Annotated in this window: 25 protein-coding genes; 18 read left to right on the forward strand and 7 right to left on the reverse strand. The window is 68.5% G+C overall.

The annotated features are described in order from the left end of the window. The first annotated feature begins 18 nt into the window (after positions 1-18). The gene (locus AC07OQ_RS03995) at positions 19-351 is read left to right on the forward strand and encodes a polyhydroxyalkanoic acid system family protein (protein WP_495051794.1); all 333 of its coding nucleotides are present in this window, start codon (positions 19-21) and stop codon (positions 349-351) included. An 82-nt stretch (positions 352-433) separates the two neighbouring features. On the opposite strand, the gene AC07OQ_RS04000 is transcribed toward AC07OQ_RS03995, so the two are convergent. After that, entirely contained in the window at positions 434-685 is a 252-nt protein-coding gene (locus AC07OQ_RS04000) for an acyl-CoA-binding protein (protein ID WP_495051795.1), read from the reverse strand. Positions 686-801: 116 nt separating this feature from the next. Between AC07OQ_RS04000 and AC07OQ_RS04005 the strand changes: the two genes are divergently transcribed. Beyond that, complete coding sequence (locus AC07OQ_RS04005; RefSeq protein WP_495051796.1) at positions 802-2,226, forward strand: wax ester/triacylglycerol synthase family O-acyltransferase; 1,425 nt, start codon at positions 802-804, stop codon at positions 2,224-2,226. A 140-nt stretch (positions 2,227-2,366) separates the two neighbouring features. Continuing rightward, positions 2,367-2,666, forward strand: coding sequence for a hypothetical protein (locus tag AC07OQ_RS04010; RefSeq protein WP_495051797.1), 300 nt, complete (start codon positions 2,367-2,369; stop codon positions 2,664-2,666). A 40-nt stretch (positions 2,667-2,706) separates the two neighbouring features. Here AC07OQ_RS04010 and AC07OQ_RS04015 read toward each other — a convergent pair whose 3' ends face one another. Next, positions 2,707-3,492 carry a hypothetical protein gene (locus AC07OQ_RS04015; RefSeq protein ID WP_495051798.1) on the reverse strand — a complete coding sequence of 262 codons (786 nt, stop codon included), beginning with the start codon at positions 3,490-3,492 and terminating at the stop codon, positions 2,707-2,709. Positions 3,493-3,517: 25 nt separating this feature from the next. Further along, positions 3,518-4,186 (reverse strand): TetR/AcrR family transcriptional regulator, encoded by a 669-nt coding sequence (locus tag AC07OQ_RS04020; RefSeq protein ID WP_495051799.1) that lies wholly within the window; start codon positions 4,184-4,186, stop codon positions 3,518-3,520. Positions 4,187-4,292: 106 nt separating this feature from the next. On the opposite strand from AC07OQ_RS04020, the gene AC07OQ_RS04025 reads away from it, so the two are divergent. From AC07OQ_RS04025 to AC07OQ_RS04095, 15 genes are all read left to right on the forward strand, one after another. Next, the gene (locus AC07OQ_RS04025) at positions 4,293-5,222 is read left to right on the forward strand and encodes an ABC transporter ATP-binding protein (protein ID WP_495051800.1); all 930 of its coding nucleotides are present in this window, start codon (positions 4,293-4,295) and stop codon (positions 5,220-5,222) included. Beyond that, entirely contained in the window at positions 5,219-6,085 is an 867-nt protein-coding gene (locus AC07OQ_RS04030) for an ABC transporter permease (protein ID WP_495051801.1), read from the forward strand. Before AC07OQ_RS04025 ends, AC07OQ_RS04030 begins: the two co-directional genes overlap by 4 nt. A 27-nt stretch (positions 6,086-6,112) precedes the next feature. Continuing rightward, the gene (locus tag AC07OQ_RS04035; RefSeq protein ID WP_495051802.1) at positions 6,113-6,379 is read left to right on the forward strand and encodes a BolA family protein; all 267 of its coding nucleotides are present in this window, start codon (positions 6,113-6,115) and stop codon (positions 6,377-6,379) included. A 93-nt stretch (positions 6,380-6,472) separates the two neighbouring features. Continuing rightward, on the forward strand, positions 6,473-7,111 hold the full coding sequence (hisG, locus tag AC07OQ_RS04040; protein WP_495051803.1) for an ATP phosphoribosyltransferase: 639 nt from the start codon (positions 6,473-6,475) through the stop codon (positions 7,109-7,111). 8 nt (positions 7,112-7,119) lie between these two features. Then, positions 7,120-8,436, forward strand: a complete 1,317-nt coding sequence (hisD, locus tag AC07OQ_RS04045) for a histidinol dehydrogenase (protein ID WP_495051804.1) — start codon at positions 7,120-7,122, stop codon at positions 8,434-8,436. Between the two features lie 43 nt (positions 8,437-8,479). Then, on the forward strand, positions 8,480-8,701 hold the full coding sequence (locus AC07OQ_RS04050) for a CopG family transcriptional regulator (RefSeq protein WP_495051805.1): 222 nt from the start codon (positions 8,480-8,482) through the stop codon (positions 8,699-8,701). Continuing rightward, entirely contained in the window at positions 8,698-9,138 is a 441-nt protein-coding gene (locus AC07OQ_RS04055; protein ID WP_495051806.1) for a PIN domain-containing protein, read from the forward strand. The genes AC07OQ_RS04050 and AC07OQ_RS04055 overlap by 4 nt, the downstream gene beginning before the upstream one ends. Beyond that, on the forward strand, positions 9,126-10,223 hold the full coding sequence (gene hisC / locus AC07OQ_RS04060; protein ID WP_495051807.1) for a histidinol-phosphate transaminase: 1,098 nt from the start codon (positions 9,126-9,128) through the stop codon (positions 10,221-10,223). Before AC07OQ_RS04055 ends, hisC begins: the two co-directional genes overlap by 13 nt. Next, positions 10,220-10,816: an imidazoleglycerol-phosphate dehydratase HisB gene (hisB, locus tag AC07OQ_RS04065; protein WP_495051808.1), complete on the forward strand. Its 597-nt coding sequence runs from the start codon at positions 10,220-10,222 to the stop codon at positions 10,814-10,816. The genes hisC and hisB overlap by 4 nt, the downstream gene beginning before the upstream one ends. A gap of 82 nt (positions 10,817-10,898) precedes the next feature. Next, positions 10,899-11,546 (forward strand): imidazole glycerol phosphate synthase subunit HisH, encoded by a 648-nt coding sequence (hisH, locus tag AC07OQ_RS04070; RefSeq protein ID WP_495051809.1) that lies wholly within the window; start codon positions 10,899-10,901, stop codon positions 11,544-11,546. A gap of 68 nt (positions 11,547-11,614) precedes the next feature. Then, positions 11,615-12,358, forward strand: coding sequence for a 1-(5-phosphoribosyl)-5-[(5-phosphoribosylamino)methylideneamino]imidazole-4-carboxamide isomerase (gene hisA, locus AC07OQ_RS04075; RefSeq protein WP_495051810.1), 744 nt, complete (start codon positions 11,615-11,617; stop codon positions 12,356-12,358). A 7-nt stretch (positions 12,359-12,365) separates the two neighbouring features. Further along, a complete protein-coding gene (hisF, locus tag AC07OQ_RS04080; RefSeq protein ID WP_495051811.1) occupies positions 12,366-13,127 on the forward strand; it encodes an imidazole glycerol phosphate synthase subunit HisF in 762 nt (253 codons plus the stop codon). Positions 13,128-13,214: 87 nt separating this feature from the next. Continuing rightward, a complete protein-coding gene (rsmD, locus tag AC07OQ_RS04085) occupies positions 13,215-13,763 on the forward strand; it encodes a 16S rRNA (guanine(966)-N(2))-methyltransferase RsmD (RefSeq protein WP_495051812.1) in 549 nt (182 codons plus the stop codon). 35 nt (positions 13,764-13,798) lie between these two features. Then, positions 13,799-14,299, forward strand: a complete 501-nt coding sequence (gene coaD / locus AC07OQ_RS04090; RefSeq protein WP_495051813.1) for a pantetheine-phosphate adenylyltransferase — start codon at positions 13,799-13,801, stop codon at positions 14,297-14,299. A gap of 129 nt (positions 14,300-14,428) precedes the next feature. Continuing rightward, the gene (locus tag AC07OQ_RS04095) at positions 14,429-14,686 is read left to right on the forward strand and encodes a YfhL family 4Fe-4S dicluster ferredoxin (protein ID WP_495051814.1); all 258 of its coding nucleotides are present in this window, start codon (positions 14,429-14,431) and stop codon (positions 14,684-14,686) included. Between the two features lies 1 nt (position 14,687). Here AC07OQ_RS04095 and AC07OQ_RS04100 read toward each other — a convergent pair whose 3' ends face one another. From AC07OQ_RS04100 to AC07OQ_RS04115, 4 genes are read right to left on the reverse strand one after another with little or no spacing between them, the layout of a single operon-like run. Next, positions 14,688-15,224, reverse strand: a complete 537-nt coding sequence (locus AC07OQ_RS04100; protein WP_495051815.1) for a histidine phosphatase family protein — start codon at positions 15,222-15,224, stop codon at positions 14,688-14,690. Continuing rightward, positions 15,217-16,020, reverse strand: coding sequence for an adenosylcobinamide-GDP ribazoletransferase (locus tag AC07OQ_RS04105; protein WP_495051816.1), 804 nt, complete (start codon positions 16,018-16,020; stop codon positions 15,217-15,219). Before AC07OQ_RS04105 ends, AC07OQ_RS04100 begins: the two co-directional genes overlap by 8 nt. 43 nt (positions 16,021-16,063) lie before the next feature. Next, on the reverse strand, positions 16,064-17,509 hold the full coding sequence (locus tag AC07OQ_RS04110) for a sensor histidine kinase (RefSeq protein ID WP_495051817.1): 1,446 nt from the start codon (positions 17,507-17,509) through the stop codon (positions 16,064-16,066). Next, entirely contained in the window at positions 17,502-19,043 is a 1,542-nt protein-coding gene (locus AC07OQ_RS04115; protein WP_495051818.1) for a DUF3369 domain-containing protein, read from the reverse strand. The genes AC07OQ_RS04110 and AC07OQ_RS04115 overlap by 8 nt, the downstream gene beginning before the upstream one ends. Positions 19,044-19,108 lie beyond the last annotated feature (65 nt).

Below are 19,108 nucleotides of genomic sequence, written 5' to 3' on the forward strand. Positions count from 1 at the left end.
CACAAGAGGAGCAAGACGATGGCCGACATCCGGATCCACCGCGAGCATGCGCTCGGGCTCAAGCGCGCCCGCGAGATTGCCTGGGCCTGGGCCGAGCAGGTGGAGCAGAAGTTCGAGATGGAATGCACGGTGCTGGAGGGCAAGACCAGCGACACCGTGGAGTTCACGCGCGCGGGCGTCAAGGGCGAGCTGATCGTGGCGCCCGATCACTTCGATCTGCATGCCAAGCTGGGCCTGCTGCTGGGCGCTTTCAAGGGCAGCATCGAGAGCGAGATCGAGAAGGCGCTGGACGGCCTGCTGGCCGGCGAGCCGGCCAAGAAGCCGGCGGCCAAAAAGAAAAAGGCGGGCTGAGCGCCCGCCCGGGTCTTCCCCGGAAGGAGTCTGCCGATCCGGCTTTGCCGGGCGGCCGGACTCGCCCCCGGGGGAGCTTGTCTTACTTCAGCGACTCGATCAGGTCGATGTACTGCTGCATCGCCTCGTCGCCGGACGTGCCCTTCAGGGCCGCCCAGGCGTCGTACTTGGCGCGGCCCACCATGTCGGTGAAACCGGGGCGCGAGCCCTCGACGTCACCGCTGCTGCCCTGCTTGTAGAGGGCATAGATCTTCAGCAGGGTCATGTTGTCGGGGCGCTCGGGCAGGTTCTTGGACGCGGCCATGGCGGCTTCGAACTGGTCTTTCAGGCTCATCGATTTGTCTCCCGGAGAGATGGAAATGGGGGAATGGGGCTTGGTATTGATCGCTATGGACGGCCACGATGTTAACCAGCATTGTGTGGGCCTAGAACACTAAGGAGGCGGCGTTGATGGCAGGCGAAGCGGAGCGCATGTCGCGGGTGGATACCGCCTGGCTGCGGATGGACACCGAGGCCAATCTGATGATGATCGTCGGGGTCTGGTACATCCGGCCCGGCATCGCGCTGGCGGCGCTGCGCGAGCGCGTCGAGGCGCGGCTGCTGCAGTACACGCGCTTCAGACAGAAGGTGGTGGAAGACGCGCTGGGCGCGCAATGGGTGGAGGACGAGGAGTTCGACATCGCCCACCATGTGCAGGCCGAGATCCTGCTGCCGCTGCGCGGCCAGGGTCGCGAGGCGGCACTGCAGGCGCGCGTGGGCGAGCTGGCCGCGGCCGCGCTGGACCCGGCGCGGCCGCTGTGGCAGTTCCAGCTGATCGAGGATTTCGAGCATGGCCAGAGCGTGCTGATCGCGCGCATCCACCACTGCATCGCCGACGGCATCGCGCTGATCTCGGTGATGCTGTCGATCACCGACGGCGGCAAGGCGCCGCCCAGACGCCAACAGCAGCCGCGCGACGACCAGGACTGGCTGAGCGACGCGCTGCTGCGCCCGCTCGGCGACCTCAGCGTCAAGGCGATACGCCTGGCCGGGGCCGGCGCGGCCAAGGGCGTCGAGGCCTGGATCAACCCTCCGCATCCGGTCGACGGCTCGATGGAGATGGCGCGCCTGGGCTACCAGGCGGTCAGCGACATCGCGTCCTTCGCGCTGATGCCCGACGACTCGCCGACCCGGCTGAAGGGCAAGCCCGGCGCTGCCAAGCGCGTGGCCTGGGCCGACGGCCTGCCGCTGGATGCGGTGAAGGCGGTGTGCAAGGGGCTCAATGCCTCGGTCAACGATGTGCTGCTGTCCTGCGTGGCCGGCGCGATCGGCGGCTACCTGGCCGCCAAGGGCGAAGACCCGGCGGGCAAGGAGATCCGCGCCATGGTGCCGGTGAATCTGCGACCGCTGGAGAAGGCCTACCAGCTGGGCAATCGCTTCGGCCTGGTGCCGCTGGTGCTGCCGATCGGCATCACGAACCCGGTGGAGCGGCTCTACGCGGTGCGCGCGCGCATGCAGGAGCTCAAGGGCAGCTTCCAGCCGGTGCTGGCCTTCGGCCTGCTGTCGGTGGCGGGGCTCCTGATCAAACCGGTGCAGCACGCGATGCTGAACATCTTCGCCAGGAAGGCCACCGCGGTGATGACCAATGTGCCGGGGCCGGCCCAGGCCTTGAAATTCTGCGGCTCGACCGTGGAGCGGGTGATGTTCTGGGTGCCGCAGTCGGGCGATATCGGCATGGGCGTCAGCATCCTGACCTACGCGGGCCAGGTGCAGTTCGGCCTGATCACCGACAGCACCCTGTGCCCCGATCCGCAGGCCATCGTCGAGCGCTTTGCGCCGGAGTTCAACAAGCTGCTGCTGCTGGCGCTGATGCTGCCCTGGGGCGACGAGGCCTGAAAACCACGTCATTCGCAGGATGGCGCGGCCGGAAAGGCAGGCCTAAGCTTGCTGAGGCTCGGTCCGGCGGCATGCCGCGGCCGCGGCCAAGCGCCGGCCGCGGCATGTGCGTGACCGTCCCAAGCAGTAAAGGACGCATCATGAAGACCTCGATCTTGCCCCTTCTTCTCCTGGCGACCACGTTCACGGTGCAGGCGCAGGGCGGCAGCCCGGCCATGTCGGCGCAGCAGGACTGCGCCGACAAGATGATGAGCAAGGAGCAGTCCATGGCCTGCCAGCAGATGGCCGCCAGGTCGGGCGGGCCCGAGAAGATGCTGGCCGAGGCGCCGACGGCGGCCGGCCCGCGGCCGGTGACGCGCGAGATGGTCATCAGGGAGCTGCAGCGCGCCCGCGCGGCCGGGGAGATGGACGGGGCGCTGTATGAGCTGGGCATGAGGTAGGGCGGGGCCGGCGTGCGTCGCCGGACGGCGCCCGCGGCCCTCAGTCCTCCAGCTCTTCGCGGGCGAGTTCGACGTCCAGGCATTCCATTGCATCCAGCGGATCGCCGGCGGCGGCCTTGGCGTACAGGCCTTCCGCTTCCTGCATGCGCTTGTCGCCTTCCAGCATCACCAGGCCGTTGGCGCGCTCGATCATCGCGATCGCGCTCGTCGGATTGAGCTTCAGGGCCTGCTCGAACATCTTCAGGCCGGTGGCCGCATCGGCTCCCTGGGTCTTGCCCAGCAGCTTGCCGACCTTGTCGATCACCTCGGCATGGAAGGCCCCCAGCGCGATATGGGCGTCGGCATGCTTGGGCGCCAGCTTGATGGTGGTTTCCAGCGCGTTCTTGACCTTGCCGCCAAGGCCCTGGGCCAGGGCCTTGGCGACGCTGATGCCCTGGCCGTAGCGGCCGATCGCATAGGCCTGCCAGTACCAGGCGTTCGGGTTCTTCGGCTCGGCGGCCTGCTGGGCTTGCGCGCGCTCGGCCACCTCGAGGAACATCTCGAGCTTCACCTTTTCCTTCTTTTCCAGGTAGTTGGCGTAGATGGCCTGGGCCTTGTTGGCCACGGTGATGCCGGCGCTGAATCCGGCGTCATGGGCGGCCAGGCCCGCGTCATGGGCCTGCTGGAATTCGCCGGCGTGGAAGAGGGCCCAGGCCTCGACCACGGCCGGGTCCTTGGGCCAGGGCTCGGCGTCGCCGGCATGCAGGCGCGCCCAGAGTTTCTTCAGCGCCGCGGCGTCGTAACGGAAGGCGGCGTTGTCATAGGGAAAGGCGGTCCACTTGGCCATGCTTGTCTCCAGCCTGACTGTTGATTTATTGACGACGATCCAGTTGCCGGTACTTCTCCGCCAGCGCGAACAGGTGCTCGCGCGACGCCGGCTCCAGATAGGGTAGCAGCAGGCTCAGGCAATGGAAGGCGCCGCGCATCAGCGCGGCGCCGGCCTGCTGGGGCTCGAGCGCATTGCGCGGGTCGCGCACATATTCATAGCTGAGCCAGTAGCTGAGCAGCACCACCATCGCCTCCGCCGCCGCGGGTGCCTCGCGCGGATCGAGCTTGAGCGCGCCGCCCAGCTGCAGGCCGCTCAGCACGGCGCGCATGGCCTGACCCTTGCGCGCCAGCACGTCCTGGAAATGGGTCTCCAGCCTGCGGTTCTTGCTGAGCAGATCGTTCAGGTCGCGGTAGAGAAAGCGGTGCTTCCAGATCAGCTCGAACAGCATGTGGAAGAACAGCCAGGCGTCCTCCACATGGCGGATGTTGTCGGCCGCGCCCAGCAGGCCCGAGAGCTCGCGCTCGTAGGCGCCGAACAGGGCGTTGATCAGCTCGTCCTTGGCCGGGTAGTGGTAGTAGAGGTTGCCGGGGCTGATGTTCAGCTCGGCCGAGATCAGGGTGGTCGAGACATTGGGCTCGCCGAAGCGATTGAACAAGTCCAGCGTGACTTCGAGGATGCGTTCCGCGGTGCGGCGCGGTTTCTTGGCGACCATGGGCGTGGATTCTGGCATCAAGCCCCGGGCGGCCGCGGCGGCGCGGGTCCGGGCAAACCCTTTGCCCAGCGGGATTGGTGGCGTCTCCCTACAATCCGCCGCCATCATGCTCATGCCTTCCACGCGGCCCGGTCTGCCGGCCATCACCTTCCAGAACGTCAGCAAGACCTACCGCGGCGGTTCGGTGCGCGCGCTGGACGGCGTTTCCTTCGACATCCAGCCCGGCGAATTCTTCGGCCTGCTGGGGCCCAACGGCGCGGGCAAGACCAGCCTGATCAGCATCCTGGCCGGGCTGTCGCAGGCCAGCGGCGGCACCGTCAAGGTGCATGGCCACGACGTGGTGAGCGACTACGCGGCCGCGCGTCGGGCCCTGGGCATCGTGCCGCAGGAGCTGGTGTTCGATCCCTTCTTCAGCGTGCGCGAGGCGCTGAAGATCCAGAGCGGCTATTTCGGCGTGCACGACAACGAGGCCTGGATCGACGAACTGCTGGAGAACCTGGGCCTGGCCGACAAGGCCCGCGCGAACATGCGCCAGCTCTCGGGCGGCATGAAGCGCCGCGTGCTGGTGGCCCAGGCCCTGGTGCATCGGCCGCCGGTGATCGTCTTGGACGAGCCGACCGCGGGCGTCGACGTGGAGCTGCGCCAGACCCTGTGGGCCTTCATCGCGCGCCTGAACCGCGAGGGTCACACGGTGCTGCTGACGACGCATTACCTGGAGGAGGCCGAGGCCCTGTGCCACCGCATCGCGATGCTGAAGCTGGGCCGGATCGTCGCGCTGGATCGCACTTCGGACCTGCTGTCCGGCCGTGCCTCGACGATGCTGCGCTTCAAGACCGACGCGGCGCTGCCGCCGGCCCTGCTGGAGCAGTCGCGCATCACCGGCCGCATCGTGCAGATCAAGGCGCATGACGCGGCCGAGGTGGAGACGATCCTGGCCACCTTGCGCGCCGCGCGGGTGCCGGTGGAGGACCTGGAGATCGGCCGCGCCGACCTGGAGGACGTGTTCTTGGAAATCATGCAAGGAGCCTCGGCATGAACCCGATCTCGAAGGCCGAAGCCGCGGGCCGAGCGCCGGGCCGCTCCCAAGCCGGCCCGCATCCCCTCGGGGGATCGCCGGGCGTACCCGCCGGGCGAGGGGCTCCATTTCAGGGCGCCCGCACCCTGTTCTACAAGGAGGTGCTGCGCTTCTGGAAGGTCAGCTTCCAGACCGTGGCGGCGCCGGTGTTGACGGCCGTGCTCTACCTGCTGATCTTCGGCCATGTGCTGGAGAACCATGTGAAGGTCTACGACGCGGTGGGCTACACCAGCTTCCTGATCCCGGGCCTGGTGATGATGAGCGTGCTGCAGAACGCTTTTGCCAATTCATCATCCAGCCTGATCCAGAGCAAGATCACCGGCAACCTGGTGTTCCTCTTGGTCACGCCGCTGTCGCATTGGGCCTGGTTCGCCGCCTATGTCGGCGCGTCCATCGTGCGCGGGCTGGCGGTCGGGACGGGGGTGTTCATCGTCACCGTGTGGTTCGCGCCGCCCTCGTTCGCCGAGCCCTGGTGGATCCTGGTGTTCGCGGCGCTGGGCGCGGGCATGCTGGGCGCCCTGGGCCTGATTGCCGGTCTGTGGGCCGAGAAGTTCGACCAGATGGCGGCCTTCCAGAACTTCATCATCATGCCGATGACCTTTCTGTCGGGCGTGTTCTATTCGATCCAGTCGCTGCCGCCCTTCTGGCAGGGGATCAGCCATCTGAACCCCTTCTTCTACATGATCGACGGCTTCAGGCGCGGCTTCTTCGGCGTCAGCGACGTGTCGCCCTGGCTGAGCCTGGCCATCGTCGGCACGGCCTTCGTCGTGGTGTCCGGCATCGCGCTGGAACTGCTGCGAAGGGGCTACAAGATCCGCGGGTAAACACTGCCCGGTAGAATCCGACCCATCATGGCCGACCCCACCCCCGCCGAAGTCCAGCAATTCATCGCCGCCGGCTTGCCCTGCCAGGACCTGCAGGTCGAGGGCGACGGCCGGCATTTCTTCGCCACCATCGTCTCCACCGAGTTCGAGGGGCTGACCCGGGTGCGTCGTCACCAGCGGGTCTACCAGGCCCTGGGCGACCGCATGCGCGAGCAGATCCACGCGCTGTCGATGAAGACCCTGACCCCCACCGAGGCCGCCGCCGTGCCGGCCGAGGCCCATCACCATCCCTGAACGCCATCCGTATGGGCGGATGGCGGTGAAGCGCCGCGCCTGCTGGTGACTGAGCTGCCGTCCTCCTCCTCCGAGTAGAAGGACGACAACGCAATGATCACCCTGGCTCTGTCCAAAGGCCGCATCTTCGAAGAGACCCTGCCGCTGCTGAAGGCCGCCGGCATCGAGGTGCTCGAGGATCCCGAAACCTCGCGCAAGCTGATCCTGCCGACCAACCGCGAGGATGTGCGCGTGGTGCTGGTGCGCGCCAGCGACGTGCCCACCTATGTGCAGTACGGCGGCGCGGACCTGGGCGTGGCCGGCCGCGACGTGCTGATCGAGCATGGCGTGGACGGCATGTACCAGCCGCTGGACCTGAACATCGCCAAGTGCCGCATGAGCGTCGCGGTGCGCGCCGACTTCGACTACGAGAGCGCCGTCAAGCAGGGCTCGCGCCTGCGCGTGGCCACCAAGTACACCCAGATCGCGCGCCAGCATTTCGCCGACAAGGGCGTGCATGTGGACCTGATCAAGCTCTACGGTTCGATGGAGCTGGCGCCGCTGACCGGCCTGGCCGACGCCATCGTCGACCTGGTCTCGACCGGCAGCACCTTGCGCGCCAACAAGCTCGTGGAGGTGGAGCGCATCATGGACATCTCCTCGCGCCTGGTGGTCAACCAGGCCGCGCTGAAGCTCAAGCGCGCGCCGCTGCGCGCGCTGATCGACGCCTTTGCCTCCGCCATTCCCGCATGAGTGCTGCCATGACCCCCCTCAAGCTGCGCCAACTGAACACCGCCGCCGCCGATTTCGAAGCCGAGTTCCAGCGCGTGCTGCACTGGTCGGCCGAAACCGACAGCGCCATCGAGGCCCGCGTGGCCGAGATCCTGGCCGATGTGCGCGCCCGCGGCGACGCCGCGGTGCTGGACTACACGGCCCGCTTCGATCATGTGCAGGCCGAGGGCCTGGCCGCGCTGGAGCTGACGCGCGAGGAGCTGCAGGCCGCCTTCGATGCGATCACCCCGGCCCAGCGCGACGCGCTGCAGGCCGCGGCGGCCCGCGTGCGCAGCTATCACGAGCGCCAGAAGGAGGCCTGCGGCCTGAGCTGGAGCTACCGCGACGAGGACGGCACCCTGCTGGGGCAAAAGGTGACCCCGCTGGACCGCGTGGGCATCTATGTGCCCGGCGGCAAGGCGGCCTACCCGAGCAGCGTCTTGATGAATGCGATTCCGGCCCAGGTGGCCGGCGTGCCCGAGATCATCATGGTCGTCCCGACACCCAAGGGCGAGAAGAACGCCCTGGTGCTGGCCGCCGCGTTTGTCGCCGGCGTGCACCGTGCCTTCACGATCGGTGGCGCCCAGGCCGTCGCGGCCCTGGCCTATGGCACGGCCACCGTGCCGAGAGTCGACAAGATCACCGGCCCCGGCAACGCCTATGTGGCCAGCGCCAAGAAGCATGTGTTCGGCCAGGTGGGCATCGACATGATCGCCGGCCCCAGCGAGATCCTGGTGCTGGCCGACGGCACGACGCCGCCGGACTGGGTGGCGATGGACCTGTTCAGCCAGGCCGAGCATGACGAGCTGGCGCAGAGCATCCTGCTCTGCCCGGATGCCGGCTATATCGAGCAGGTGCGCGAGGCGATCGAGCGCTTGCTGCCGAGCATGCCGCGTGAGAAAGTGATCCGCGCCTCGCTGGAAGGCCGCGGCGCGCTGATCCAGACCCGCTCGATGGAGGAGGCCTGCGAGATCTCCAATCGCATCGCCCCCGAGCACCTGGAGGTCTCCAGCGCCGACCCGCGGCGCTGGGAGCCGCTGCTGCGCCATGCCGGCGCGATCTTCCTGGGCGCCTACACCAGCGAGTCGCTGGGCGACTACTGCGCCGGGCCCAATCATGTGCTGCCCACCTCGGGCACCGCACGCTTCTCCTCGCCGCTGGGCGTCTACGACTTCCAGAAGCGTTCCAGCCTGATCGAGGTCAGCGAGGCCGGCGCGCAAAAGCTGGGCCCGATCGCGGCGGAGCTGGCCTATGGCGAGGGCCTGCAAGGCCATGCGCAGGCGGCCGAAATGCGTCTGAAAAAATAACACGAACTTCGTGAATCACGAACTTCGTGTTAAATTCCAACCCATGAAGAACGTGACCGTCAGCATGGAAGACAGCGTGGCCGAATGGGCCCGGCTGGAAGCCGCGCGGCGCAATACCAGCGTGTCCCGCCTGGTCGGCGAGATGCTGGCCGAGAAGATGCGGCACGACGATGCCTACGAGCGGGCGCTGCAGGATTGGCTGCACCGCGAGCGTTCCTGGGCCTCTGAAGGGCAGGCTTACCCGACCCGGGGCGACGAGGCATGAGCCCTATCTTTGTCGATACCTCGGTGCTGATCCTCAGCGAGGACGGCGCCCGGCCCGCGGAGCGCGAGCGGGCGCTGGCCTGGCTGAAACTGCTGTGGCAGCAGCGCGCCGGCCGGGTCTCGACCCAGGTGCTGAACGATTTCTACCGCCTGGTCACGACCCGCATCCGGCCGCCGATGCCCAACGGCGATGCGCGCGCCGAGGTGCGGCGCTACCAGCGCTGGAACCCCTGGGCCATCGATCATGCGACGGTGGAGAGCGCCTGGTCGATCGAGAGCCGCTTCGGCCTGAGCTATGCCGACGCACTGATCGTCGCCGCCGCCAAGGCCCAGGGCTGCGAACTGCTGCTGAGCCTGGAACTGCCGCATCAGCAGCAGGTCGACAGCGTGCAGATCCTCAACCCCTTGTCGACCGGACCCGAGCTATGGACCGCCTGAAGGACCGCCCGAACCCAGCCTTGAACCGTATCCGCGAGGATGTGCGCGCCACCCAGGCCTATCCGGTGCAGAGCGCCGTCGGCCTGATCAAGCTGGACACGATGGAGAACCCGTTCCGGCTGCCGGACGAGCTGCGGCGCCGGCTGGGCGAGCGCCTGGGCCAGGTGGCGATCAACCGCTATCCGGCCGAGCGTACCCAGGTGCTGGCGCAGGCGCTGGCCGACCATGCCGGCATGCCCGCGGGCTGCGGCATCACCTTGGGCAATGGCTCGGACGAGATCATCACGATGCTGACCATGGCGGTCAGCCGTCCCGGCGCCAAGATCCTCTCGCCCCTGCCCAGCTTCGTGATGTACGGCATCTCGGCGCGCTACCAGGGCCTGGACTTCGTCGGCGTGCCGCTGACGCCGGACTTCGAGCTCGACGAGGCGGCGATGCTGGCGGCGATCGAGCAGCACCGGCCGGCCCTGGTCTACCTGGCCTATCCGAACAACCCCACCGGCAATCTCTGGGATGCGGCGGTGATCGAGCGCATCGTCCAGGCCATGGCCGAGGTCGGTGGCCTGGTGGTGATGGACGAGGCCTACCAGCCCTTTGCCGCACGCGATGCCATGGGCCTGCTGAGCCGATACGCCCATGTGCTGGTGATGCGCACGATGAGCAAGTTCGGCCTGGCCGGCGTGCGCATCGGCTACCTGATCGGCGAGCAGAGCCTGATCGCCGAGATCGACAAGATCCGTCCGCCCTTCAATGTGGGCGTGCTGAACGCCGAGGCGGGCCTGTTCGCGCTGGAGCATGCCGAGGTCTATGCCGAGCAGGCGCGCGTGCTGCGCGCCGAGCGCGAGCAACTGCTGGACGCGCTGCGGGCCATGCCCGGGATTGCGCCTTTCCCCAGCCAGGGCAATATGATCCTGGCGCGGGTGGCCGATGCGGCCCAGGTCTTCGCGGCGATGAAGTCCCGCGGCGTGCTGATCAAGAACGTCTCGGCCATGCATCCGCTGCTGGCCAACTGCCTGCGCCTCACGATAGGCACGCCGGACGAAAATGTGGCCATGCTGGCCGCGCTCAAGGAAAGCCTGCAATGAGTACCCCTCGCATCGCGGAAGTCAGCCGCAACACCAAGGAAACCCAGATCACCGTGCGCGTCAATCTGGACGGCACCGGCGAGGCCCGGCTGAATACCGGCATCGGCTTCTTCGACCATATGCTGGACCAGATCGCGCGCCACGGCCTGATCGACCTGGACATCGAAGCCAAGGGAGACCTGCACATCGATGGCCACCACACGGTGGAGGACGTGGGCATCACCCTGGGGCTGGCCGTGGCCCAGGCCATCGGCGACAAGAGGGGCATCACCCGCTACGGCCACAGCTATGTGCCGCTGGACGAGGCGTTGTCCAGAGTGGTGATCGACTTCTCGGGCCGTCCGGGCCTGGAGATGGACGTCAAGTTCACCGCCGGCGCGGTCGGCGCCTTCGACACCCAGCTGACCTACGAGTTCTTCCAGGGCTTCGTCAACCACGCGCTGGTCACGCTGCACATCGACAATCTGAAGGGCCACAACGCCCACCACCAGGCCGAGACCATGTTCAAGGCCTTCGGCCGCGCCCTGCGCATGGCGATGACGCTGGACCCGCGCAGCGCCGGCGTGATTCCGTCCACCAAGGGTTCGCTCTGATCATGATGCCCCCACGCTCGCTTCGTTCGCCGCCCCCCGCGGGGGCGCAGCCTCCCTTGGGGCGGCCCGGCGGGAGGCTGACATGAAACGCACTGTTGCCGTCGTCGACTACGGCATGGGCAATCTGCGCTCGGTCTCGCAGGCCGTGCTGCATGTGGCCGAGGGCTCGGGTCTGGAGGTGGTGATCACCAACAGGCCCGAGGAGGTCTATGCCGCCGAGCGCATCGTGCTGCCGGGCCAGGGCGCGATGCGCGACTGCATGCGCGAGCTGAAGGACTCGGGTCTGCAGGAGGCGGTGCTGGACGCGGCCGCCAACAAGCCGCTGCTGGGCGTCTGCGTCGGCATGCAGATGCTGCTGGACCATAGCGAGGAACAGGACACGCCGGGTCTGGCGCTGATCCCGGGCCGGGTCCAGCGCTTCCGGCTGGAGGGCCGGATCCAGCCCGACGGCAGCCGCTACAAGGTGCCGCAGATGGGCTGGAACCGCGTGCACCAGACGCGTCCCCACCCGGTGTGGGGCGAGGTGCCCGACGAAAGCTGGTTCTATTTCGTTCACAGCTTTTACGCGACAACGTCGGATGAGCGCCACAGCGCGGGCGTGAGCGACTACGGCTTGCGCTTTACCTGTGCGGTGGCCCGGGATAATATTTTTGCCACCCAATTCCATCCCGAGAAAAGTGCCGCGCTGGGGCTCGCCCTGTATCGCAACTTCCTGCTGTGGAAGCCTTGAGGACCAACACGCCGTCCTCTGTTCCCGCGCTTTTCTTCCTCCTTCTCACCACCACCTGCACTTCGGCCATGCTGCTGATCCCCGCCATTGACCTGAAAGACGGCAAATGTGTTCGCCTCCAACAAGGCGATATGAATGCCTCCACCACCTTTGGTGACGACCCGGCCGCGATGGCTCGACGATGGGTGGATGCCGGCGCGCGCCGCCTGCATCTGGTGGACCTGAACGGCGCCTTCGCCGGCAAGCCGGTCAACGAGCCGGCCATCAAGGCCATCCTGCGCGAGGTCGGCAGCGAGATCCCGGTGCAGCTGGGCGGCGGCATCCGCGATCTCGACACCATCGAGCGCTATCTGGACGACGGCCTGAGCTACATCATCATCGGCACCGCGGCGGTGAAGAACCCCGGCTTTCTGCAGGATGCCGCCACCGCCTTCGGCGGCCACATCATCGTCGGCCTGGACGCCAAGGACGGCAAGGTCGCGACCGATGGCTGGAGCAAGCTGACCGGCCATGAGGTGATCGACCTGGCCAAGAAGTTCGAGGACTACGGCATCGAGGGCGTGATCTATACCGACATCGGCCGCGACGGCATGCTCACCGGCATCAATATCGAGGCCACCGTCAAGCTGGCGCGGGCGCTGAGCATCCCGGTGATCGCCTCGGGCGGCCTGTCCAATATGACCGACATCGAGGCCCTGTGCGCGGTCGAGAGCGAGGGCGTCGAGGGCGTGATCTGCGGCCGCGCGATCTACACCGGCGACCTGGACCTGGCCGCCGCGCAGGCCCGCGCCGACGAACTGGGCCGGGGCTGAACGGGCGATGCTAGCCAAGCGCATCATCCCCTGCCTGGACGTGACCGGCGGTCGCGTCGTCAAGGGCATCAACTTCCTGGAGCTGCGCGACGCCGGCGATCCGGTGGAGATCGCCGCCCGCTACAACGAGCAGGGCGCCGACGAACTGACCTTCCTGGACATCACCGCGACCAGCGACGGCCGCGACCTGATCCTGCACATGATCGAGGCCGTGGCCTCGCAGGTCTTCATCCCGCTGACCGTGGGCGGCGGCGTGCGCGAGGTGGCCGATGTGCGGCGCCTGCTGAATGCCGGGGCCGACAAGGTCAGCTTCAACTCGGCGGCCATCGCCAATCCGCAAGTCATCCGCGACGCCTCCGAGAAGTACGGCGCCCAGTGCATCGTCGTCGCGATCGATGCCAAGCGCCGCGCGGATGGATCGGGTTGGGACGTCTACAGCCATGGCGGCCGCAAGAACACCGGGCTGGACGCGGTGGCCTGGGCCACCCGGATGGCCGAGCATGGCGCCGGCGAGATCCTGCTGACCAGCATGGACCGCGACGGCACCAAGAGCGGCTTCGACCTGGCCCTGACCCGCGCGGTCAGCGATGCGATCAACGTGCCGGTGATCGCCTCCGGCGGCGTCGGCTCGCTGGACGACCTGGCCGACGGCGTGCAGAAGGGCGGCGCCGATGCGGTGCTGGCCGCCAGCATCTTCCACTACGGCCAGCACACGGTCGGCGAGGCCAAGGCGCTGATGGCGGCACGCGGCATTCCGGTCCGTACATGAGGCCCCTCGTCAAACGAGTACGTTTGCCGCGAGGGGATGCCGGCCGGCTTGGGGCGGCCCGGCGCTCGGCCGGCGGAAGGTGCGCCCATGGCTGAAGTGAGGATCATCGGCGGGCAATGGAAACGTTCGAAGTTGCCGGTGGCGGACAAACCCGGCCTGCGCCCGACGCCCGATCGCGTGCGCGAGACCCTGTTCAACTGGCTGGGCCAGGACCTGTCCGGCTGGCGCGTGCTCGACGCCTTCGCCGGCAGCGGCGCCCTGGGCTTCGAGGCCGCCTCGCGCGGCGCCGCCGAGGTGCTGCTGCTGGAGCGCGACGCCGCGCTGTGCCGCAGCCTGAACGCCAGCCGTGCGCGGCTCAAGGCCGAGGGGACGCTGAGGGTCGAATGCACCGACGCGCTGGCCTGGATGGGCCGCAGCGCGCCGGCGCGCTTCGAGCTGGTCTTCCTCGACCCGCCCTTCCAGCAGAACCTGTTCGAGGCCGCGCTGAAGGCGGCGGCACCGCTGCTCGTGCCGGGCGGCTTTGTCTATCTGGAAGCGCCCGAGAGCCTGAGCCCGCCGCCGGAACTGGGCCTGAACTCCTGGCGCCAGGCCCGCGCCGGTGCCGTCCACAGCCATTTGCTGCAGCGCGGCGGATAATCGGGGCCCAACAAGCCTGCCAAGGAGTGCCGCTCTTGACCTCCGTGACCCGCCTCACCGCCGTCTACCCCGGAACCTTCGATCCCATGACCCTCGGTCATGAGGACCTGATGCGCCGTGCCAGCCGGCTGTTCGAACGGCTGATCATCGCGGTGGCCGCCGGCCACCACAAGCGCACCATGTTCACGATCGAGGAGCGCCTGGACATCGCCACCCAGCTGGCGTCCAAGTACCCGAACATCGAGGTCATCCCCTTTCGCGGCCTGCTGCGCGATTTCGTGCTGGAGCATGGCGGCAAGGTGGTGGTGCGCGGCCTGCGCGCGGTCAGCGACTTCGAGTACGAGTTCCAGATGGCGGGCATGAACCGCACCCTGATGCCCGAGGTCGAGACCGTGTTCCTGACGCCCTCGGACCAGTACCAGTTCATTTCCAGCACCTTCGTGCGGGAGATTTCGGCGCTGGGCGGCGACGTTTCCAAGTTCGTGTCACCCTTGGTGCGCGCGAAGCTGGAAGAGCGCATCAAGAAAGCGGAGTAAGGGGCGCGGTATGGCCTTGATGATCACCGACACGGAAGGCCGGAATCGGCAAGGCATGCCTTGCCCGGCCGAGCGCGGCCTGCGCCTGCAGGCGCTGGCCGTATGCGTCCGTCAGACCGGAGGTGCAATATGGCTCTGATGATCACGGACGAATGCATCAACTGCGATGTCTGCGAGCCCGAGTGCCCGAACAACGCGATCTCGATGGGCGAGGAGTTCTACCAGATCGCCCCTGACAAATGCACCGAATGCGTCGGCCACCATGACGAGCCGCAATGCGTGATGCTCTGCCCGGTGGCCTGCATCCCGGTCAACCCGGCCCATGTCGAGACGCGCGAGACCCTGATGCAGAAATACCTGCGGCTGACCACCGCGCAGGCCGCCTGAGTCAGGCCAGGCGCCGCAGCTCGCCGTAGCGCGGCGCCGCGGGCCAGTCGGCCGCATCGGCCGGGGCCACGCCGGCCCAGCCGCGCGCCAGCAGCCAGCCGCCATGGCTGACCAACAGGGCCGGCATGGTGGCGGGCCGCCAGGCGCGCACGCGCAGCAGCAGATCCTGCAGGCTTTCACCACCTCCCGGCCGGTACGCGGCGAAGTCGGCGCACCAGGCCTCCACCGCCGCCTGGCCGATCTGGGGCCAGGTCTTGCCGTCCCAGGCGCCGAAGTCCAGCTCCAGCAGCGCGGCGTCCACCACATGGCGCCAGCCCCAGCGCCGCAGCCAGCGCCCGACGTCGCGGCAGCGCGCCAGCGGCGAGGTGTGGACGCAATGCGGCAGGCCTTGCCGGCGCGCCGTGGCCTGGATACGCCGCGCCAGGCGCTTGGCGCGGCGCCAATGCACCGGCAGATCGCTGCCGGCGCCGATGCAGCGCCCCGCCGCGCCCTCGGGCCGCGGGTGGCGCCAGGCCCACAGCCCGGGCGGCTCAGACATGCGCGGCCAGATTGGCGGCGAAGGCCAGCAGCGCGACCAGTTCCACGAGCTGCTGGGTCGCGCCCAGGTTGTCGCCGGTGTAGCCGCCCAGGCGCCGGTCCAGCCAGGCCTGCATCGCGAGCGTGGCGCCGCCCGCGCCCACCACCGCGACGCCGAGGCTGGGTATCCAGGCCGGATCCACCCAGGCCAGCGCCAGGCTGGCCAGCCCCACCCAGGCCAGCGCCGCGATCAGCGTGCGAGCGCCGGCCTGGGTGGCCAGCGGCTTCGCCTTGGCATGCTCGGCGTCGCCGGCATAGGGCAGGGCGCGGATCAGCCAGACCGGCGCGGCGCGCGACGCGCATTGCGCCCAGACCAGGGCCGCCAGCGCCAGCCACCAGTCCCGTTCGAGCAGCGCCAGCAGCGCGGCGGCCTTCAGGCCCAGCATCAGGATCAGCCCTAGCGCGCCATAGCTGCCGATGCGCGAGTCCTTCATGATCGTCAGCGCCTTCTCGCGGCCGACCGCACCGCCCAGGCCGTCGCAGGTGTCGGCCCAGCCATCCTCGTGGAAGCCGCCGGTCAGCCAGATGCTGGCCGCCATCGCCAGACCCACGGCCACCGGCGCGGGCCACAGCCACAACGCCGCCCACAGCACGGCCGCGCTGCAGGCGCCCACCAGGGCCCCGACCAGCGGGAAATGGCGGGCCGAGTGCTGCAGCCAGGCCGGCTCGAAACCCACCCAGCGCGGCACGGGCACGCGGGTGAAGAACTGAAGGGCGACGAAGAACAGGCGGAGTTCGTGGACGAGAAGGCTGTGCATGGAGGGCGGCGAGCGCAGGAGCCCGCGCGTGCTCGGAAGAGGTTCAGAACGGGGTCTCGCGCGGCAGGCGGATTATGAAGCCGAGGCCCGGTCCGGGGCGCTCGTCCAGTCGCACATCGCCGCCCAGGCGCTGCGCCAGGGTCTGCACGATGTGAAGGCCCAGACCGGAGCCGCCGACGCCGCGCTTGGTGGTGAAGAAGGGTTCGAACAAATGCTGCCGGACCTCGGGTGATGCGCCGCGGCCGTTGTCGCGCAACACCAGTTCCAAGCCGGCGCCCAGCTCGCGCAGCTCGATCGCGATGCGGCGCTCCGCCTGCCGGTCGTCGAAGGCATGGTTGACCGCGTTCAGCAGCAGGTTGGAGACGATCTGCGACAGCAGCCCGCCGGCCAGCCTTGCGTTCAGCCGCTCGGGCAGGACCAGTTCCACCTCGACCCGCGCGCTCTTGAGCACCGGCTGGTGGGACTGGACGATGGCGCGCAGGTAGTCGCCGAGGTCCAGTGTCTGCGTCGCCTCGCTGCCCTGGTCCACCGCCAGGGTCTTGAAGTCGCCCACCAGGGCGGCGGCCCGCGCCAGATTGCTCCCCACCAGGGCGGCCGCGCTCTGCAGCCGCTGCGCCAGGGTCTGCAGCTCGCTGCGGCTGACTTTGTCGCCCTCCAGCTTGCGGCTCAGTTCGAGCGCGAACACCTCCATGCCGGAGGCCGCCGTCACCGCGATGCCCAGCGGTGTATTGACCTCATGCGCCACGCTGGCCACCAGCCCACCCAGCGCGGCCAGCTTCTCGCGCTCAACCAAGGTCGTCGTGGCCAGGCGCAGCTCCTCGGTGCGGGCACGCACCTCGCGCTCCAGCTCGGCCGCGCGGTCCTGGTGCTGCAGCTCGGCGGCGCCGCGCGCCGCGAAGATGGACAGCAGGGACAGGGCCAGCAGGTGCTTGTCGGCATCGATCTCGCGCTTGTCCAGCGCCACCAGGATGCCGAGGCTCTGCCCGGCGGTGCCCACCATGGGCGTGCCCACATAGCTCTGCGCGCCCATCTCGCCCAGCAGCAGGTCGTCCGGATAGGCCTGCTGCACGCCGCAGGGATAGAAGCACATGCTCTGGTCGGCCACATTGCTGCAGGGCGTGCCCTTGAGCGAATAGCTGATGTTCGGCAGCCAGTCGGCGCCGCCCCAGACCGCCAGGGTCTGGATGCCCTCGCTGCCGTCCGCCATCTCGATCAGGCGCCCGGCGATCACATAGGCCACGTCCAGCGCGGCCGCCAGGTCCTTGACCAGCACGCGGAAGAAGGCCTCGCCCTGCACCCGCGAGGTCGAGAGCGTGATCGAGCGCAGCGCCGCCTCGGCCAGGCGCCGGCTCTCCGCCTCGTCGAACAGACGGGGGCTCTCCGTGGTGTTCCCGAGCGGCCGCCGCGGATCCGGCTCCGCCGGTCCGCCGGCGGCGCCCCCTTCGAGGGGGCGCGCGGAGCGCGTAGGGGGTGGGTCAATCTCACGCATCGGGATAGCGCTCGTAGATGGCGCGCACCTCCGGCAGGCGCTCCAGCAGCAGCCGTACCAGGTTCGGGTCGAAACGCCCGCCGGACTCGGTCTTGACGAAGTCCAGCGCGGCATCGAAGTTCCAGCGCTGCTTGTAGCAGCGCACGCTGACCAGGGCGTCCAGCACGTCGGCCAGCGCCGTGATGCGGCCGACGATGTGGATCTGCTCGGCGGCCAGGCCGCGCGGATAGCCCTGGCCGTCCCAGCGCTCGTGATGCTCGTGCGCGATCGTCGCCCCCAGCTGCAGGATGCGCTTGTCGCTCTTGCTCAGCAGCTCGTAGCCGATGCGGGCATGGGTCTGCATCACCCCCCATTCCTCCTCGTCGAGCTTGCCGGGCTTGTTCAGCACGCGGTCCGGAATGCCGATCTTGCCCACGTCGTGCAGCGGCGCGGCCTGGCGCAGGAACTCCACGTCCGAGGCCTTCATGCCGACCGCCTCGCCCAGCAGCGCGGCCAGTTCGGCGACGCGGCGCACATGGGCGCCGGTTTCCTTCGAGCGCTTCTCGACCGCCTCGCCGAGGATGAAGACGGTGGAGCGCTGCGTCTCCTCGATCTCCTCGCGCAGCAGCAGGCTCTCGTAGGTGATGGCCACATTGGCGCAGAAGATCTCCAGCAGCTCGCGCGCCGCGGCGTCCACCGGTTCGCAGAACGACATATAGAGCAGGCTCTCGTTGCCGGTGCTGCTGCGGTAGTAGCCGACGAAATGGCGCTCGTCGAAGTGGCTCTGCTGCGTGGACAGCGCGCGGTCCAGCGCCTCGCGCACCTCGGTGGGCAGGGTCTGCAGCTCATCGTCCACCAGCAGGCGCGAGTACTCGGCCGTGGCGGCCAGCACCCGCAGTCGGCCGTCCATGTGCGAGGCCGCATAGGCCGCCACCCGGGTGGCGCACAGGCCCTGCGCCTCCAGCCCCAGCAGGTGCGCCACCTGCTCCAGCACGGCCGAGGCGAAGCGGCGCAGGTTCTGCGAGTCGTAGACCTTGGTGATCGCATCGATGACGCGGCGCAGCGCCTGGCGCGAGGCCTCGATGATCATGATGTCGCGGTAGCTGCGCAGCGCCGCGTAGAAGACCGTGATCAGCTTGCGCTGGGTGAGCTCGGTCTTCTCCTTGTAGTCGTTGATGTCGTAGCTCTTGATCACATGCTCTTCGGGCGCCTGGCCGGGCTGGCCGGTGCGCAGCACGATGCGCACATGGCGGTTGTGCAGCTCCTCGCGGATATGGCGCGCCAGCTCGAGGCCGGCATGCTCGGACTCCATCACCACGTCCAGCAGCACCATCGCGATGTCCTGGCGGCTGGCCAGCAGCTCGCGTGCCTCCAGGCCGCTGTAGGCATCGAGGAACTGCAGGCGCCGGCCGGCGAACTCGAAATCCGCCATCACCAGCTGCGTGACCTCGTGCACGGCCGGATCATCGTCCACAATCATCACCACCCAGGGATCCAACAGCCTGGCCGGCGCGGGGGCATCCGGAGCTTCGTCGGCAAATACCAGGTCCGTCATGAAGGCCTCGCAAGAGTCGGTGGCGGGACGATTATCGCCAGCGGTGGCGAGCGGCGCAGCGGCTA

The organism is Roseateles sp. GW821-FHT09B06 (assembly GCF_059418245.1).

Excerpts from the sequence above, each read along its gene's own strand:
- AC07OQ_RS03995 (WP_495051794.1), top strand. The coding sequence starts at position 19 with ATGGCCGACATCCGGATCCACCGCGAGCATGCGCTCGGGCTCAAGCGC.
- AC07OQ_RS04000 (WP_495051795.1), bottom strand. The coding sequence starts at position 685 with ATGAGCCTGAAAGACCAGTTCGAAGCCGCCATGGCCGCGTCCAAGAAC.
- AC07OQ_RS04005 (WP_495051796.1), top strand. The coding sequence starts at position 802 with ATGGCAGGCGAAGCGGAGCGCATGTCGCGGGTGGATACCGCCTGGCTG.
- AC07OQ_RS04010 (WP_495051797.1), top strand. The coding sequence starts at position 2,367 with ATGAAGACCTCGATCTTGCCCCTTCTTCTCCTGGCGACCACGTTCACG.
- AC07OQ_RS04015 (WP_495051798.1), bottom strand. The coding sequence starts at position 3,492 with ATGGCCAAGTGGACCGCCTTTCCCTATGACAACGCCGCCTTCCGTTAC.
- AC07OQ_RS04020 (WP_495051799.1), bottom strand. The coding sequence starts at position 4,186 with ATGGTCGCCAAGAAACCGCGCCGCACCGCGGAACGCATCCTCGAAGTC.
- AC07OQ_RS04025 (WP_495051800.1), top strand. The coding sequence starts at position 4,293 with ATGCTCATGCCTTCCACGCGGCCCGGTCTGCCGGCCATCACCTTCCAG.
- AC07OQ_RS04030 (WP_495051801.1), top strand. The coding sequence starts at position 5,219 with ATGAACCCGATCTCGAAGGCCGAAGCCGCGGGCCGAGCGCCGGGCCGC.
- AC07OQ_RS04035 (WP_495051802.1), top strand. The coding sequence starts at position 6,113 with ATGGCCGACCCCACCCCCGCCGAAGTCCAGCAATTCATCGCCGCCGGC.
- hisG (WP_495051803.1), top strand. The coding sequence starts at position 6,473 with ATGATCACCCTGGCTCTGTCCAAAGGCCGCATCTTCGAAGAGACCCTG.
- hisD (WP_495051804.1), top strand. The coding sequence starts at position 7,120 with ATGACCCCCCTCAAGCTGCGCCAACTGAACACCGCCGCCGCCGATTTC.
- AC07OQ_RS04050 (WP_495051805.1), top strand. The coding sequence starts at position 8,480 with ATGAAGAACGTGACCGTCAGCATGGAAGACAGCGTGGCCGAATGGGCC.
- AC07OQ_RS04055 (WP_495051806.1), top strand. The coding sequence starts at position 8,698 with ATGAGCCCTATCTTTGTCGATACCTCGGTGCTGATCCTCAGCGAGGAC.
- hisC (WP_495051807.1), top strand. The coding sequence starts at position 9,126 with ATGGACCGCCTGAAGGACCGCCCGAACCCAGCCTTGAACCGTATCCGC.
- hisB (WP_495051808.1), top strand. The coding sequence starts at position 10,220 with ATGAGTACCCCTCGCATCGCGGAAGTCAGCCGCAACACCAAGGAAACC.
- hisH (WP_495051809.1), top strand. The coding sequence starts at position 10,899 with ATGAAACGCACTGTTGCCGTCGTCGACTACGGCATGGGCAATCTGCGC.
- hisA (WP_495051810.1), top strand. The coding sequence starts at position 11,615 with ATGCTGCTGATCCCCGCCATTGACCTGAAAGACGGCAAATGTGTTCGC.
- hisF (WP_495051811.1), top strand. The coding sequence starts at position 12,366 with ATGCTAGCCAAGCGCATCATCCCCTGCCTGGACGTGACCGGCGGTCGC.
- rsmD (WP_495051812.1), top strand. The coding sequence starts at position 13,215 with ATGGCTGAAGTGAGGATCATCGGCGGGCAATGGAAACGTTCGAAGTTG.
- AC07OQ_RS04095 (WP_495051814.1), top strand. The coding sequence starts at position 14,429 with ATGGCTCTGATGATCACGGACGAATGCATCAACTGCGATGTCTGCGAG.
- AC07OQ_RS04100 (WP_495051815.1), bottom strand. The coding sequence starts at position 15,224 with ATGTCTGAGCCGCCCGGGCTGTGGGCCTGGCGCCACCCGCGGCCCGAG.
- AC07OQ_RS04105 (WP_495051816.1), bottom strand. The coding sequence starts at position 16,020 with ATGCACAGCCTTCTCGTCCACGAACTCCGCCTGTTCTTCGTCGCCCTT.
- AC07OQ_RS04110 (WP_495051817.1), bottom strand. The coding sequence starts at position 17,509 with ATGCGTGAGATTGACCCACCCCCTACGCGCTCCGCGCGCCCCCTCGAA.
- AC07OQ_RS04115 (WP_495051818.1), bottom strand. The coding sequence starts at position 19,043 with ATGACGGACCTGGTATTTGCCGACGAAGCTCCGGATGCCCCCGCGCCG.